At 72.0% G+C, this 15,218-nt stretch carries 13 protein-coding genes; 5 read left to right on the plus strand and 8 right to left on the minus strand.

Going from position 1 to position 15,218, the window contains the following annotated elements; translation table 11 throughout:
- Nucleotides 1–10 precede the first annotated feature (10 nt).
- The gene (locus F1721_RS07635; protein WP_387510543.1) at nt 11–922 is read right to left on the minus strand and encodes a phosphotransferase enzyme family protein; all 912 of its coding nucleotides are present in this window, start codon (nt 920–922) and stop codon (nt 11–13) included.
- A 38-nt stretch (nt 923–960) separates the two neighbouring features.
- Nucleotides 961–2,328, minus strand: a complete 1,368-nt coding sequence (locus F1721_RS07640; RefSeq protein WP_150065847.1) for a helix-turn-helix domain-containing protein — start codon at nt 2,326–2,328, stop codon at nt 961–963.
- Nucleotides 2,329–2,550: 222 nt separating this feature from the next.
- Between F1721_RS07640 and F1721_RS07645 the strand changes: the two genes are divergently transcribed.
- Both F1721_RS07645 and F1721_RS07650 read left to right on the plus strand, forming a co-directional pair.
- Entirely contained in the window at nt 2,551–2,802 is a 252-nt protein-coding gene (locus F1721_RS07645) for a hypothetical protein (protein ID WP_150065848.1), read from the plus strand.
- 13 nt (nt 2,803–2,815) lie between these two features.
- Nucleotides 2,816–3,154, plus strand: a complete 339-nt coding sequence (locus tag F1721_RS07650; RefSeq protein WP_150065849.1) for a hypothetical protein — start codon at nt 2,816–2,818, stop codon at nt 3,152–3,154.
- 345 nt (nt 3,155–3,499) lie between these two features.
- Here F1721_RS07650 and F1721_RS07655 read toward each other — a convergent pair whose 3' ends face one another.
- Nucleotides 3,500–6,928 (minus strand): L-tyrosine/L-tryptophan isonitrile synthase family protein, encoded by a 3,429-nt coding sequence (locus F1721_RS07655; protein ID WP_246154448.1) that lies wholly within the window; start codon nt 6,926–6,928, stop codon nt 3,500–3,502.
- A gap of 428 nt (nt 6,929–7,356) precedes the next feature.
- Here F1721_RS07655 and F1721_RS07660 point away from each other — a divergent pair, with 428 nt between their 5' ends.
- The gene (locus F1721_RS07660; RefSeq protein WP_150066069.1) at nt 7,357–8,007 is read left to right on the plus strand and encodes a TetR/AcrR family transcriptional regulator; all 651 of its coding nucleotides are present in this window, start codon (nt 7,357–7,359) and stop codon (nt 8,005–8,007) included.
- 211 nt (nt 8,008–8,218) lie between these two features.
- Here the strand turns inward: F1721_RS07660 and F1721_RS07665 are convergent, their stop codons facing one another.
- Nucleotides 8,219–9,394 carry an amino acid deaminase/aldolase gene (locus F1721_RS07665; protein ID WP_150065850.1) on the minus strand — a complete coding sequence of 392 codons (1,176 nt, stop codon included), beginning with the start codon at nt 9,392–9,394 and terminating at the stop codon, nt 8,219–8,221.
- An 83-nt stretch (nt 9,395–9,477) separates the two neighbouring features.
- On the opposite strand from F1721_RS07665, the gene F1721_RS07670 reads away from it, so the two are divergent.
- Nucleotides 9,478–10,845: a D-arabinono-1,4-lactone oxidase gene (locus F1721_RS07670; RefSeq protein WP_150065851.1), complete on the plus strand. Its 1,368-nt coding sequence runs from the start codon at nt 9,478–9,480 to the stop codon at nt 10,843–10,845.
- Between the two features lie 7 nt (nt 10,846–10,852).
- Here the strand turns inward: F1721_RS07670 and F1721_RS07675 are convergent, their stop codons facing one another.
- The 4 genes from F1721_RS07675 to F1721_RS07690 form a co-directional block, all read right to left on the minus strand.
- The gene (locus tag F1721_RS07675) at nt 10,853–11,509 is read right to left on the minus strand and encodes an SDR family oxidoreductase (RefSeq protein ID WP_150065852.1); all 657 of its coding nucleotides are present in this window, start codon (nt 11,507–11,509) and stop codon (nt 10,853–10,855) included.
- 213 nt (nt 11,510–11,722) lie between these two features.
- Complete coding sequence (locus F1721_RS07680) at nt 11,723–12,271, minus strand: hypothetical protein (protein ID WP_246154453.1); 549 nt, start codon at nt 12,269–12,271, stop codon at nt 11,723–11,725.
- Nucleotides 12,272–12,586: 315 nt separating this feature from the next.
- Nucleotides 12,587–13,375 carry an IclR family transcriptional regulator gene (locus F1721_RS07685; protein WP_150065854.1) on the minus strand — a complete coding sequence of 263 codons (789 nt, stop codon included), beginning with the start codon at nt 13,373–13,375 and terminating at the stop codon, nt 12,587–12,589.
- 92 nt (nt 13,376–13,467) lie between these two features.
- Nucleotides 13,468–13,917 (minus strand): HD domain-containing protein, encoded by a 450-nt coding sequence (locus F1721_RS07690; protein WP_246154464.1) that lies wholly within the window; start codon nt 13,915–13,917, stop codon nt 13,468–13,470.
- Between the two features lie 328 nt (nt 13,918–14,245).
- Here F1721_RS07690 and F1721_RS07695 point away from each other — a divergent pair, with 328 nt between their 5' ends.
- Nucleotides 14,246–15,115 carry a helix-turn-helix transcriptional regulator gene (locus F1721_RS07695; RefSeq protein ID WP_150065855.1) on the plus strand — a complete coding sequence of 290 codons (870 nt, stop codon included), beginning with the start codon at nt 14,246–14,248 and terminating at the stop codon, nt 15,113–15,115.
- Nucleotides 15,116–15,218 lie beyond the last annotated feature (103 nt).

The following is a 15,218-nucleotide window of genomic DNA, read 5'->3' on the forward strand; positions in this document are numbered from 1 at the left end:
CCGGTAGCGGTCAGCTGTACGGCGCCCACTGCGCGGCCAGATCGCCGTCGCGCATCGTGCGCAACCGCCGGTGCAGCTGGTCGCGGAGCCCCGGATTGCTGCGCACGATCGGCAGCACCCCGGTGGTGATCTTCAGCTCGCGCAGCTCCCGCAGCACCGGGAAGCCTTCCCACTCCGTGACGTCGAAGCCGTACGCGGCGGCCAGGTCCTCGTACCACGCCGACGGCTGCCCCATCCGCAGCCGACCGACCGCCAGCGGCGTCAGGTCCCACTCCGGCGGGCCGATGCACAGCGAGTCCAGATCGCACAGCAGCGGGCCGTCCGGACCACCGATCACGTTGCCCAGGTGCGCGTCCGCGTGGATCACGCACTGCTGCAGCGGGAACCGCAGCTCGGCCAACCGCTCCTCGACGTGGTCGGCGCGCTGCTCCAGGAAGTACCGGTCGGCGGGGTCGATGTCCACCGCGTCGGTCAACCGGCGCCGGATGTCGGCCATCGGCTGCCAGTCCAGGAAGGTCGGCGACAGCGGTTTCGAGTGCATCAGCCGCAGCAGCTCGCCGAGGTCCGCCCCGCTCGGCACCGGTCCCAGCTCCGGCACGTACCGCCAGAGCGTCGCCAAGTGCTCCCCCACCTGGACCGGCTGCTCGAAACCGGGCAGCAACCGCACCGCCGGAACCCCGTGCACGGCCAACCAGCGCGCGGCCTCGACTGCGTTGAAAGCTCGGTACCCGAACGACGGGGACAGCACCACGCGGACGATGACGGGATCGTCGCGGAGCAGGAAAACCCCGTTGTTGATGAATCGGATCAGTCGCGCACCCCGCGGGTCCAGTCCGACGGAGGCGCAGATCTCGGCCAGCGCCAGGCCCAGTTCAGGCGGGACTCGCTGACCCTGTTCCACCTGGTATGTCTGCATGTTCATGGTTCTCAAACCGACGCACCGGTCGCGACCCAGCAGCCTCACGACTGCCGGAACTGCCGGACCTCGTCGAACAGGTCGCGGGCGTCGGAGTTTGCCCGGTGCTTGGCCGCTTCCAGCTCCAACGGCTTCAGCCGGTCGGCGACCCGAGCGGATTTGACCCGCTCCCCGTGCTGCAGCGCGCGACGACCGACCTTGATGCCCTCCTGGACGTCACCGGCCCGGAAGTGGTTGGTGGCCTGCAGGCTCAGCCCGAAGACGTGGGTGCGCTGCATGTCCGCGCCGTAGGCCTCGTTGCACTTGATGGTCTCGGCGACCGCGATCGACGCGTGCTTCTTCGGGTCGAACACGGCCAGCGCGTCGTGCGCGGAGCCGATCATGCCGTGCAGGTCGTTCTCGTTGAAGAACCGCACCCAGTCCGGCGCCTCGCTGGCCTGCGCCCGGGCGAACTCGTCCTTCGTGCGGCCCACCATCTTCTGCACCTGGTCGGGCTTGTTGAGCATCCCGTACGCCCAGGCCTCGTTCGCGCACAGCACGGCGACGGTCAGCGCCGAACCGGACTCCTGCGCGGCGATCTGGCCCAGCTGGAACAGCTTCAACGCCTCGTTGGGCTCCTGGTGGTGCAGGTACACCCGGCCCATCCGGTACAGCACGCTGGCCAGCAGCCCGTGGTCGTCGGCCTGCTTGGCGAACTCCAGCGCCTTGCCGAAGTGCCCGCGCGCCGGGTCCAGCAGGCCCACGTCGAAGGACGTCCACCCGGCGAGGCTGTGCATGTCGGCCAGCGCGACGAACAGCTGCTTGCGCACCAGGTCGGTGGAGGTCGAGTCGAGCAGCTGCTGCGCCCAGGACAGCTGGGCCACCACGGCGTCGCGGCAGGTGCCGCCGCCGTAGCGGTAGTCGAGATCGCGCAGGGCCTTGGTGGCTGCCTGGATCTGCTGCACGTCGGTCATGCCGATCCGGGCCGGCGCCGGTGTCTGCGCGTTCGCGGGAAGCCAGCTGCTGGCCTCCCCGAACACGGCAGCGCCCATGGTCACCTGGGCGGCGTGGGACAAGAACTTCCGCCGCTTCACCGATTCGTCCTCCTCAGCTTCGAGGGCGTTGGTCGCGTTAGCGACCCGCATCGCGGTCGCCCCGTCGTAAGCGAGGCCCATGTAGCCCCGCGGGATACCCAGCCCGTCGGCGATCCTGGCCAGCACGTCGTAAGCCATGACCTGCCGACCCTTGAGGATCTCGGACACCTCGGATTGCGACTGGCCGGTGGAGGCCGCGATCTGGCGCTGCGAGACACCGCGTCGGCGCAGTTGCTTGTAGATCTCGCTGACGTCCCGCCGGGCCAGGGCATCCCGCATCTCCCGATCGTTCCAGACGTCGGGTGTAACGGGAGAGCCGCTAGAACCGATGATGTTCATTTAGACCCCCTGACGCTCTGCACGGGCGTTGGTCGCAGAGTAAGGGCACTGCGGCAACCCGGTGAAGTCCGTTTCGGTAGAGGTGATCGGTTGCGCTGAAGTTCGCCGACCGCTCGTCGTCGCCATTGGCCCGGTCACCGCCCGACGACTAGGCGAACACGGCCGACTGGGACCAATCTAGTCATCAGCAAGCAACCGAGCACGGACGGGACGGGAAGCGAAGTGGACGAGCAGGCGCGGGAGACCGGGATCGGCCGAACGGCCGAGTCCGCTGCTGCGTCCGCCGAACACCGGCGGTGGTGGCAGGTGGACTGCCGCGACCTGTCGAACGCCCACCGGACCCTGGCCGTGCTGGTCGATCGGGATGAGGTCGAGCTCGTCGGACCGCCCGGCCACGCCGCAGTGCTCTCCGCGCTGGGCGTGCGCCAGTTGTCAACAGCGTTGCGGGATGCCGCGACGCAGGCGAGAAAGTGACGGTGACGTTTCAGTGGACGAGATCCTGGGTCAGGTGCTGCGCAGCGCGGTTCGCGAACGGCTCGACATGCTGAGCGAGCTCGCGGACCGGGCGGACGCCACCTCCCTGCTCTCCGTGGCGCGTTCCGAACTCCCCCGGCTCACCGAGGGGTGGCGAACGCTGCTCACCGCCCACGAAGCCGACGAGAAGGGCAACTGCCCGGAGTGCTCCAGCCGTTGGCGCCCGCAGAAAGCACCGTGCTCGGTGTGGCGCTCGGCGTACGAGCACCTGGTGGCCGGTGCCCTGGCTCCCCGTCCCGCACGGCACCAGCGCCCGGCGCACGCTCTGCGCCCGGTGGCGCCGGTGCCGTAAAGCCGGCGGACTCGGTCCCGGACAGCAACACCTCCTCCCCGACCCCGGACAAGACCGAGAAACCGCCAGGTGGCGGCCGATGGGCGACTGGTCGCGTTTCCCCGACCTCGACCACCGCGCATCGGCCGCCACCGAGAAGAACTCCACAGCTTCCGCGGGCTGGTGCTGACGCACTCCCCTCCCCCCGACCGGTGCCGGTCCGCGGACTCCAACAGCTCCGGCACCCGTTTCCCCGGACGGCCCCGGAGCGAGGGTGGAAAGGCCCTGGCAGCTCGATTCCCCGACCGAGCGGCCAGGGCTCTTTCCCGTTCTTCAGGACGATCCGGTGTGGACGATCGGCGCCGGTCACTTGCGGCGGAGGCGGGCCTTCGCGGTGAAGTGCTCGTCCAGCCGCAGGCCGGGCTGCGGCGCCGCGCCCCGCGGGGCGGGGACGTGCTGGGGCTCGGCCGGGTGCGTGCGGTCGGCCGGGACCATCGCCCACGGCTGCCGCGGCCCCAGCAGCGGGGAGTAGACCGGGACGAAACCCTGGTCCAGCAAGGAGATCGCGAAGTCCACCGCCACGTTGCCGCGCGGGTCCAGCACCCCGGTGCCCTGCCACGGCAGCAGCCCCGAGCCGCCGAGGTAGGTGAAGCCCGGGCAGCCCTTGCGCACCGCGCTCAGCGTCAGCCGGACCCGGTTCGGGATCATCCGCTCGTAGCCGAACTCCTCGTCCACCTGCATGGTCGCCATGTAGCGGATGACGGTGTGCCACGCCCGGCGCAGCACCGCGCAGCGCGCTTGGCGCACCTCGGCGGACACGCTCTGGTCGCCGAGGTTGTAGACGTCGGCGTAGATCGCGGTGGACCACTCCAGCCGGTCGACGCCGGTCGGCACCGACACCGGCACCGAGTACACCATCGACATCAGGATCTCCCGGAACAGCCCGATGACGTGCGGCGCGAAGTCGTCGGCCCCGGCCGTCCACCGGTGCACCCGCTCCAGGGTGCGCAGCGGGTTGTCGGTGATGTCGAACTCCCGCAGCGATTCGCCGAGCAGCCGCCGGTACTTCGCGATCCGCTCGGCCCGCTGCGCGGGCAACCCCGGGCCGAGCCGCTGCTCGGCGACCACGTCGACGTCCTCGACGAGGGTCCGGTCCCCGATGCCCGCCAGGTCCGCGTACTCGCGCAGCTTGCGCTGGTAGGCGTCGGTGATCGCGGCCGGGCGGCTCCGGAAGTGCCGCCCGTCGGTGAGGATGTTGAAGTGCAGGCCGGGCGGGTGCACCGCGCTGATCGCCTGCTGCATCTCGCGCAACCGGGCCATCGCGCCGAACTCGGCCAGGTCGGGCAGCGGACCGCCCGCCTTGAGCCGGTTCAGGCACTGCTTGACCGGGAAGCCGAGCAGCACCACCTCGATCGGTTCGCCGCGCCGCACCAGCGGTTCGACGTCCGCGCGCAGGTCGGCGAGCTGGTAGTTGGACCGGGATCCCTTGAAGAACTGCTTGCGGGTGAGCACGTGGTGCACCGCGGCGAGCACCTGCTCGGGGTCCGCCGGACCCGGCCGGTCGAGGCCGAACTTCGCCGCCGCGGCACCCCCGGTCCGCATCGCCGCGCGGTCGACGTCGGCGAGCACCGAGTCCACGATGTCGCGGGTCTCCTGGGCGGTCAGGTGCACGGCCCAGCGCTGCGCCAAGCGGTTCTTGCGCAGCGCGCCGATCTGCAGCTCCTCCAGGGAGTGCGTGTTGGACAGGCGCGGTCCGATGCGCTCGTCGGGGCGCGGGCGGGTTTCGAAGGTGGCGATCACCTCGTCGCGGTCCGCCCGGCGCCCGGCGGCGAACCCGGGGACCTGCACCGCGATCGTCCGCGCGCCGCCGAACTCCGCGCTGAGCGCGCCCCGGTCGGCCCGCTCGTCGTCGAAGACCGCGACCACGTCGATCTCGCCGAGCTCGGCGGCCTTCAGCGCGGAGCCGCCGTCCTCCGGACGGCAGCACAGGGTCACCTCGGCGATCCCCGCCGCGGCCAGGACCTCCTCGGTCTGCTCGCGGTACCGCTCCTTGCGCCCGGTGTAGAACACCACCTGCCCACCGGCGTCCTGCACGTCCCACACGAACCGGGCCAGGCCCGCGTTGACGCTGTCGGTGCGCAGCCGCTCGCGCGGGCGCGCCAGGAACGCGCGGACGAAGTCGGCGCGCACCCCGGCCCAGTCCACCGCCGGGTAGCGCTCGCCCAGCCCGCTCCGCTCGACGAAGTCGTCCCAGGTCTCCGGCGAGTGGGTGGGCAGGACCGGGAGGGTCCCGGCGCTGGCGAGCTCGAGGATGCCCTCCGGGGCGCCGGGCCGCGGACCGGCGGTCGCGCGGGCGGCGTCGAGGACGCGCTGCAGCGGGACGAGCCCGCACAGGTCCACGTCGATGGCGACCGCGGGTTTCGCGAGGTCCGGGTTCCACCGGCGCTGCCGGGTGCGCTGCTGGACCTCGTCGAGCACCGACCGGAGCACCGCGTCCTGCTCCTCCGGCACGGTGTGCGCGTAGCACTGCAGCGGCTGCTCGCCGGAGAGCAGCTCCGCGGTGCTCGGGTCGAGGTAGCGCAGCTCCTCGGCGATCACCCGGTCCACCGCGTGCCGGATCTGCCCGGTCCGGCGACCGCCGCCGAGCTCGGCGAACCCGGTGCTGAGCCGGTCCAGCGTGCCGACCAGCGCGCGGACCCCGGAGGCCACCTCGGCGCGGTTGGGCTCCCAGCTGACCCGCTCCTGGTCGGTGACCACGATCCGGCCGGTGGCCTGCAGCTCCGGGGACAGCTCGACGGCCAGCCCGGTCTCGTCCAGCGCGAACAGCCCGATCCGGTGGACGTCGAGCGCCACCCGGAAGGTGCGCAGCAGCGGTCGGACGAAGTGCTCCAGGAAGTACTCGAGCTCGTCCTCGCGCCATTCGAAGCGGTTGTCCAGCACCACGCGGAGCAGTTCCGGCGTGCCGTCGGCGTCCGGCCGCAGCAGCGCGGAGAGCGGTACGGCGATGGTGCCGCCGGGGTGGGACGGGTGCGCGGGCGCCGGTTCGGCGAGGCGGAGCAGCGCCGCCGCGCCGGTCTCGGTGTCGACCACGGCGCCCGGAACGGGTTGGGCCGCGCAGTGCATCCGCAGGTTGGGGTCCTCGGCGACCACCGCCGAGAACCGCTCCCAGCAGCGGAGCTGCCGTTGCGCGCGGTCCCGCGAGGCGACCGCCCGCAGCTGCACGGTGCGCGCCCGGTCGGTGACGCTGATCTGCCCGTCGGGCAGCTGCACGGCCAGGTCCGGTCCGGTCACCGCGGTCAGCAGGCTCGCGGTGAACTCCGGGTCGGCGCCCGGCAGCAGTTCGACGCGGTCCACCGGAACCCTGGTGCAGCGCCCCGGATCCGGTGCGGCCACCAGGGACCGGGTCAACCGCTGCAGCCAGCTCGCGTCGAACACCTTCCGGGTGCGGCGCAGCCGGACCAGCGCCCGGTACAGGTCGGCCCAGTCCGGTTCACCGCCCAGCGGCACCCCGCTGCCGATGCCGGTGAGCAGGAGGTCCCCGCGCGCGGCGCGCTCGACGCGCAGCCCGTAGCCGCCGTCGGCCAGCAGCTCGTTCGCCGCGGAGGTGGTCAGCGGGTGCCGGAGCGCCGGGGCGTCCTCGGTCGCGCGCGACCGGCCCGGGTGGTGGGCCGGTTCCGCGGTCAAGCGCGCGGTCACGACGTCGCGGTGCGCGTCGCGCACGGGGCAGCGGTACAGGCACGGGTACCCGTGGCAGGGTTGGTGCAGGTCCTCGCGCTCCCCCAGGTCGGAGTCCACCGGGTAAGCACAGCACGACGAACGACGGGAAAACGAGAGGCAGCCGCGCAGTAACCCACAATGACCTTTCTGTCACGGAGAATGACGACCCGATCACCCTAGATAGTGACGTCGCGCGCTGACAACATGACTCAATGCATATTCAATTCGTGTAACGCGGGCGGATCCGCAGGTCAGCGGTGTGGCTGTCACCCGGCCGATGACCAAACAGCCCGATTGGTCAAGTCGTTGCCCGAGGAATCACCCGTTCGATTGATACGGTCTTCGGCATGTCCGGAGCGCACGACACCCCGCGGGCCGGGAAACTTGGGACATCACCGACATCCGGGGAAGCCCCCGGATCTCACCGGTGAACCAGACCGCCGGGTCGGACTCGGCACATCTCCCAGGGCCTCCCCTGAAAGAGAATCACGGTCGTGGTCGGCAAGATGGTCAGTGAACATGATCAAGGAGTTGCCTTGCCAGCCGAAGTCGCCCCACTGCGCCGCAAGCCGGTCCAGCAGCGCAGTGCACAACGCGTGGAGAAGATGCTCGCAGCCTGCGCCGAGCTGATCGACGAGGTGGGCTACGACGGGTTAACGACCACGCTCATCGCCGAACGCGCCGGCGTGGCGGTCGGATCGCTCTACCAGTTCTTCCCGGACAAGCGGGCGGTCGTGCAGGAGCTGACGCTGCGCAACCTGGACCGCTTCGTGCGCACCGTGTCCGCCCGCTTCGACCAGCTGGAGCTGGAGCACTGGTGGGACGCGGTGGACGCGGTCTTCGACGTCTACCTGACCATGCACCGCGAGGTCCCGGCCTTCAGCCGCCTGCACTTCGGCGACGTGGTCGACCTCCGCCTGCTGGACCCGGGCAAGGACAACAACGCGGTCATCGCGGAGAAGCTGATCGGGTTGATCGCCGAGGAGTTCGGCCTCGACCCGCAGCGCCTGGTGCTCCCGCTCGCGGTCGCGGTCGAGGCCGCGGACGCGGTGCTGCACATGGCCTTCCGCCGCGACCCGGCAGGCGACGCGACGCTGGTGGCCGAGGCCAAGGAGATGGTCCGCGGCTACCTCTCCAACCGGATCCCGGAGGGTTAGACCTGCCGGCGAAGCCGTCCGCGCTCGGGTAAGCGGCGTCAGCCGCTTGGAGTGGCTGTTCAGGGTGACCACCCGCGGGTTCTGAGCGGTTTCCTGACGAGGACGGCCCCTCCACCGCGTATTGGACATACATCAGGAGGGGCACCCGCAGTCCGGGGAAGCGCTCAGGTTCCGCTAAGCGAACCCCGAACAACGCAACCCCCACAGGCTCTCAGCCGAAGGACTTGCCCTCGCCCCGGTAGGTCGGGACCGCGGTCAGCTGCTCGCCGTCGATCAGGTGGTAGTGGGTGAAGCGCTCGGCGAGCTCACCGGCCTTGGCGTGCCGGAACCACACCCGGTCGCCGAGCCGGAGCCGGTCGGCGGCCGCCCCGACGACGGGCGTCTGCACCTCGCCAGCGCCCTCCGCCGCGGTCAGCCGCAAGCCGCGCGGCAGGCTCGGCACCGGCACCCGGTCCGGGCCCGGCGGGCCGGAGGCCAGGTAGCCGCCGCCGAACAGGGTCGCGATGCGCGGCGCGGGCCGGTGCACGACCGGCAGCGCGTACTGCACCGCGGGCCGCGGCTGGAAGGCGCGGTAGGCGTCGAACAGCGACGGGCCGATCAGCCCGGAACCGGCGGCGAGCTCGGTGACCGCAGGTTCCGCTGCGGTGCGTTCGAGGCTGCCGGTCCCGCCGCCGTTGACGAACTCCAGCGAGGTCAGCGCGCGCACCGCCCGCACCACCGCGGCGCGCCGCTCGACCAGCTCGGCGGCGGACCGGCGCTGGAGCCAGCGCACGGCGGCCCCGCGCAGCGGGCGTCCGGTCGGCGCGTCGCCGATCCCGGCGATCTGGCCCTCGTAGGCCATCAGTCCGACGAGCTGGAAACCCTTGCGGCGCAGGATGGCCCCGGCAGCCCGGCGGGCCTGGTTCGCGCTGTGCACCGGGGAGCGGCGGGTGCCGATGTGCAGGCCGGGCAGCGGTCGCCAGGAGGCGTCGACCTCCAGGCAGAGCCGGATGTCCGGTCGGGTCGCGCCGACCGCGGCGTCGATCAGGTCCAGGTGCTCGGGCGAGTCCACCACGAGCGCGATCGCGGCGGCCGCGGCCGGATCGGCGGCGAGCTCCCGCAGCGCGCCCCGGTCGACGGTCGGGTAGGCGACCAGGATGTCGTCGCTGACGCCTTCGCGGTGCAGCCACAGGGCTTCGGCCAGGCTGTAGCACATCAGCCCGGCGAAGCCGGGGGTGCGCAGCGCGCGGCTCAGCAGCTCGCGGCAGCGCACCGACTTGGTGGCCACGCGGATCGGTCGACCGGCGGCCCGCCGCACCAGGTCGGCGGCGTTGTGGTCGAACGCGTCGAGGTCGACCACCGCGAACGGCGGATCGAGCTCGCTGGTGATCTCGTCTAACCGGGGCACGCCGACAACGGTAAGCGGAAGGGTCTTGTTATGTGAATCTCTTTCACATAATTTCTCGGCGTATGCACCCGAAGGAGGTGGGCATGCAGCGTTGGACCAACTGGGCCCGAACCGCCACCGGCACGCCGAGCAGCGTCCTCGCGCCGCGCGACACCGCCGAAGCGGCGGCCGCGATCCGCGCTGCGGCCGAAGCCGGTCGCACCGTCCGCCCGCTGGGCACCGGGCACTCGTTCTCCAGCATCGGATCACCGGGCACCGGCTGTGCGCTGGACCTCTCGCACTGGACCGGCATCGTGCGCGCCGAACCGGACACCGGGCTGGTCACGGTCCGCGCCGGGACCCCGCTGCACCAGCTCAACGCGGAGCTGGACGGGCTCGGCCTGGCGATGGCCAACCTCGGCGACATCGACCAGCAGACGATCTCCGGCGCCATCTCCACCGGCACCCACGGCACCGGCGCCGGGCTGGGCGGGCTGGCCACCCAGGTCGAAGCGCTGGACCTGCTGCTCGCCGACGGCAGCGAACGCCGCTGCTCGGCCACCGAGAACCCCGAGCTGTTCGCCGCCGCGCGCGTCGGCCTCGGCGCCCTCGGCGTGATCACCTCGGTGACCCTGCGCTGCGTCCCCGCGTTCACCCTCGCCGCCGAGGAGCACCCGGCGCCGCTGGACGAGGTGCTGGAACGCTTCGACCAGCTGGCCGCCGACCACGACCACGTCGAGTTCTACTGGTTCCCGCACAGCTCGAACACGCTGGTCAAGCGGAACGACCGGCACGACGGGCCGCCGCGACCGCTGCACCCGGTCCGGCACTTCCTGGAGTACGAGGTGCTGGAGAACCGGCTGTTCGGCGCGGTCTGCAAGCTCGGCCGCGCGGTGCCCGCGCTGGTGCGGCCGCTCAACCGGATCTGCGCCTCGACCTGGTCCGCCCGCTCCTACAGCGACCGGTCGCACCGGGTCTTCACCACCCCGCGCAGCGTCCGGTTCGTGGAGTCCGAGTACGCGATCCCGCAGGAAGCCCTGCGCGACGTGCTGCGGGAGCTGCGGGCGGCCGCGCGCGACCTGGCCGATCCGGTGATGTTCCCGGTCGAGGTGCGCGTCGCGGCGGCCGACGACATCTGGCTGTCCACCGCCTACCAGCGCCCGACCGCCTACATCGCGATCCACCAGTTCCAGGGCATGCCGCACCGCCGGTGGTTCGACGCCTTCGAGGACATCGCGGGTGCGGCGGGCGGCCGACCGCACTGGGGCAAGATGCACCGGCTCGACGCCGCCGCGCTGCGCGAGCGCTACCCGCGCTTCGACGACTTCCGCCGCCTCCGCGCCGAGCTGGACCCCGGCGGCGTCTTCCGCAACGCCTACCTGGACCGCGTCCTCGGCCCTGTGGACAACTCCGCGACTTGTCCACAGGAGGACCCCGATTTCAATGGAAATCAGGTGTCCGATTTCCATTGAAATCGCATCAGCCCAGGGCCTGGCGGAGGGCGTCGGGGATCGGGGTCGGACCGTTGACCAGAGCCAGCTCGCGCCGGACCGAGGCGGGTTCGTCGAGCAGCGCGATGAGCACCGCGGCGACGTCGGCCCGCGTCACCTCGGCGCGGTCGACCTCCGCGGCCAGCGTCACCCGACCGGTCGGCGGATCGTCGGTCAACCGACCCGGCCGCAGGATCGTCCAGTCCAGCGGGCGGGCCCGCAGATCCGCCTCCGCCGCCCGCTTGGCGTCCAAGTAGGCGCCGAACACGGGGTCCACGTCGGACGGATTGGGCTTGGTGGTCCCCATCGCGCTGACCTGCAGGAACCGGCGCACTCCGGCCTCCTCGCAGGCATCCGCCAGCAGCGCCGACGCGGCCCGGTCCACAGTGTCCTTGCGGGCCGCGCCGCTGCCCGGACCGGCACCGGCGGCGAACACCGCGGCGTCCACACCGGACAGCGACCCGGCCAGGTCGACCGCGTCGACCTCCTCCAGATCGGCCACCAGCGGCTCCACCCCGTCGGCCCGCAGGTCCGCGGCGTGGTCCGGGTTGCGGACCAGCCCGAGCACCGAGTCGCCGCGTTCGACCAAGCCCCGCCCGAGGTGCCGCGCGATCTTCCCGTGGGCCCCGGCAATCACGATTCGCATGCCGTCCAACGTAGGCCACCGACGGCATCTGCACCGATCAACCACAACCTGTGGACAACTAGGCACAGGCTGTGGACAACTGCTGTGGAGTGTGGAGAAACGGCCCGCCCACCACAACCGGTGGTACCGGCGGGCCGCTCGCTCCACCGACGTATGGCGCAGTTCCAGCCGGAGTTACTCGGCGCGGGCGGCTGGAACTGCGTCCCCCAGGGGTTAGCTCCGCGTGGGCGCCGGGGCCTCGGTGGCGAGCAGCTGCTCGTAGACCACCTCGTTCACCCAGCGCGACACAGCGGTGTGCTCCACCGGCGGCGCGTCGGCGAAGCAGCGGCCCTCGAGCTCGACCTGCACGTCGTCGCCGTCCGCGCTGAGCACCGCGATGCCGAACTGGCGGGCCCGGATCAGGCAGGTCTCGGTGAAGTCCGGGGCGATCGCGACGTTGCGCGGCACCACGATCGCCGCGCTGGTGAACCGGGAGAACGGCACCGCGGCGGTCAGCGCGCTGCGCCAGTGCCGGGCCGGGGCGAGCACGCCGGAGAGCTCCGCGGCGGGCGGGGGCACCCGGCCGTCCATCTCCGGCCACACCCAGGTGGCGATCTCCGCGCGGTCCAGCACCGGGCCGCTGCCGAAGCAGAGCCGTTCGGCGTGCGCGTCGGGCAGCAGCTCGGCCGTCGCGATGACCTGCCGCCCGTACAACTTCACCGGCGGCAGCACGCTGCCCGCCCACCCGAGGATGTCCACCGCGCGCTGCGCGAGCCGGCCCATGGAGGCGACCGGTCCCAGCGGGGACCGAAGTTGCGTCGTCGAGCAGGCTCGGACCTCGTCCTCGGTCCAGGCACGTCCCGGCATTCCGGTCACGGCGTTCCGCCTCCCTCATGAACTGCGCTTGCACTCCACGGCCACCGACGGCGGGGCCACGTGCTGACTAAAACAGCTCGGGGCGGGTTCTGCGCTGCTCATCCGGTGCCGCTGCGACCGGCGGCGGACATCGGTCGGTGACTGGTCGATGAATGACAACTGGACTTCAGTCCAGCGATGCCGCCATTCAGGTGATGGCGGTACGACGCACGCCGCCCGAGCTCACCGGGACAGCAGGTCGAGCTCGGTGCGCTCCAGCTCCAGCAGGCGCTGCCGGATCCCCTCCGCGGCGGGCAGCAGTGCTTTGACCAGCTTGCCGACGTCGGCCCGCACGCTGTGCGCCACCACGCCGAGCGCGGCGACGACCGAACCACCGGCGTCGAGCACCGGCACCGCGACCGAGCAGTTCCCGAGCGTCATCTCCTCGTTGGCCTGCGCGAAACCGCGGCTGCGCACGCTCTGCAGCTCGCGCCCCAGCCGACCGGGCTCGGTGATCGTGTAGGCGGTGTACCGGGCCAGGCCGCGCTCGCAGCACTCGTGCACCACCGTCGCCGGGGCGTGCGCGAGCAGCACCTTGCCGACTCCCGTCGAGTGCAGCGGCAGCCGCCCACCGCTGCGCGAGATGATCGGCACCGCGCGGGGCGTGGTGAGCTTCTCGACGTAGACGACCTCCAGCCCGGCGCGCACCGCCAGGTGGACGTTGTCGTGGGTGTGGCGGCAGAGCTCCTGCATGTGCGGCAGGGCGACCTCGCGCAGCCGGGTGTTGACCGGTGCCAGCAGCCCGATCTCCCACAACCGCAGGCCGATCGAGTACCGGCCGTCGCCGTCGCGCTGCAGCGCGCCCCAGAGCTCGAGCTCGCGGACCAACCGGTGGGCGGTGGCCAGCGGGATCTCCGCCCGCCGCGCGATGGCGGTCAGGGTCAGCCGGACGTGGTCGATGTCGAAGGCGGTGAGCACGCTGAGGGCGCGCGCCGTGACCGATCGGCCAGGATCCCGACTGTTTCCCGCCATGTCGCCTCCCGTGGAGCGGCCCGGGCCGCTCGGGTGTCACCCGCTGGACCCAAGCCCAGCACAGTCGATCGCTTTCGCCAAGCCCGCGCCGATCATCCGAGCCCGAGCAGTTCCCGCATCCGCGCGTACTTCCGCGCGAGCCGCTCCTGGGTCGCGGCGTCCAGCGCGGCCAGCCGCCGCGGATCGGCGTTGTGCGTCAGGTCCGCCTCCTTGACCAGCAGCGCGCCGGGGGTCTCCAGGATCCGCGCGGCGTACTCGGCGGGTTCCTCGCCGGGCCGCTTGGTCACGGCGAGCACGATGTCCTTGGTCTCGGCCAGCAGCGGGGCCTGCCGCAGCCACTGCTCGGTCACCGCCCCGTCCTCGACGGAGTCGTGCAGCCAGGCCGCCGCGATCTGCGCCTCGCTGCCGCCGCGGTCCCGCACCCCGGCGGCCACGGCGGCGAGGTGCTCGACGTAGGGCCGTCCGGCCTTGTCGACCTGTTCCCGGTGCGCCCGCGCCGCGAGCTCGGCGATCTCGTCCAACCCCATGACCTGCGCTGCCACAGCAGAACCGTACAAGATCAACTAATTCCGGCGACCAGCGCGAGCACCCGGCACAGCAGCGAACCGGCACCGGCGAAGGCCCGAACCGCACCAGCCCGGCGGCCACCCGCGCCGAAAAACCTGGCAGAACCCCGCCAACCCCCAATCCGCCCCCGAGTGGCGATCACCACACCCCCTCCCCAACCCGATGTTCGCCGTCCGCTGAACCCGTCCGAGCCCCCGAACATGACGAATCCCACCCCGCAACAGAGTTCCGCCCGGTCCGGGTGGTCCTCGCAGGGCCACCCATCCCGTTGGCGGGCGCCCGCGGCGAGCCCAGACTCGAGGCATGGCCAACAAGGAACTGGGCGACTTCCTCCGCGCCCGCCGCGCCGGGCTCACACCGGAGGAGATCGGGCTCCCGGTCGAGCTCGGTGTCGTCCGCCGCGTCGCCGGTCTGCGGCGCGGCGAGGTCGCCCGGTTGGCCGGGGTGAGCGCCGAGTACTACACCCGGCTCGAGCAGGGCCGCGTCGGACAGCCCTCCGAGCAGGTGCTGCTCGCCCTGTCCGACGCCCTGCAGCTGGACGACGTCGAGCGGCGGCACCTGTTCACCCTCGCTGGCACCGCGTCCGGGGTGCGGGACCGCGGCGAAAGCTCGGCGCGACTGCGGCCTGCGATGCGGCAGGTGCTGGAGTCGATGGACCTGTGCCCGGCCTACGTCCGCGACAGCAATCTCCAGATCGTCGCCGGGAACTCGCTGTGGGAGCTGCTGTTCCCGGACATCGCCGCGCTGCCCCGCCGGGAGCGCAACATGGTCCGCTGGACGCTGCTGGACCCCCGAGCCCGCCTGGTCTGGCGCGACTGGGAGCGGGTGGCCCGCGACCACGTCCGCGTGCTGCGGCTGGCCGCTGCCGACCAGCCCCGCAACCAGCGCATCGCCAACCTGATCGGCGAGCTGATGGTGCGGTCGCCGGAGTTCCCGGCGTGGTGGTCCGAGCACCGCGTCCACGAGCGCAGCACCGGCACGAAGCGGATCCACCACCACCTCGTCGGCGACCTGGAGCTGCAGTTCGAGATCTTCACCCCGGTCGCCGACCCGAGCCTGTCGATGCTGGTCTACGCCGCCCCGACCGGATCCCCCAGCGAGGAGCGCCTGCGGCTGCTCGCGAGCTGGGGACGCCAGCCCGCGGCGCCCCGGAGCGCTGACGCGGACACCTGACCGGCCGTCACATCCCCATCACCCGGACACGAGTGCACCGCGCACTCGGAGTCGACAACGCCGTGCGCGCACGCGCCCGGCGGCGCCCGATCACGGCCTGAGA

The organism is Saccharopolyspora hirsuta (assembly GCF_008630535.1).
Classification (GTDB): domain Bacteria; phylum Actinomycetota; class Actinomycetes; order Mycobacteriales; family Pseudonocardiaceae; genus Saccharopolyspora; species Saccharopolyspora hirsuta.

Excerpts from the sequence above, each read along its gene's own strand:
- F1721_RS07635 (WP_387510543.1), bottom strand. The coding sequence starts at position 922 with ATGAACATGCAGACATACCAGGTGGAACAGGGTCAGCGAGTCCCGCCT.
- F1721_RS07660 (WP_150066069.1), top strand. The coding sequence starts at position 7,357 with ATGGTCAGTGAACATGATCAAGGAGTTGCCTTGCCAGCCGAAGTCGCC.
- F1721_RS07685 (WP_150065854.1), bottom strand. The coding sequence starts at position 13,375 with ATGGCGGGAAACAGTCGGGATCCTGGCCGATCGGTCACGGCGCGCGCC.
- F1721_RS07675 (WP_150065852.1), bottom strand. The coding sequence starts at position 11,509 with ATGCGAATCGTGATTGCCGGGGCCCACGGGAAGATCGCGCGGCACCTC.
- F1721_RS07670 (WP_150065851.1), top strand. The coding sequence starts at position 9,478 with ATGCAGCGTTGGACCAACTGGGCCCGAACCGCCACCGGCACGCCGAGC.
- F1721_RS07640 (WP_150065847.1), bottom strand. The coding sequence starts at position 2,328 with ATGAACATCATCGGTTCTAGCGGCTCTCCCGTTACACCCGACGTCTGG.
- F1721_RS07680 (WP_246154453.1), bottom strand. The coding sequence starts at position 12,271 with ATGGGCCGGCTCGCGCAGCGCGCGGTGGACATCCTCGGGTGGGCGGGC.
- F1721_RS07695 (WP_150065855.1), top strand. The coding sequence starts at position 14,246 with ATGGCCAACAAGGAACTGGGCGACTTCCTCCGCGCCCGCCGCGCCGGG.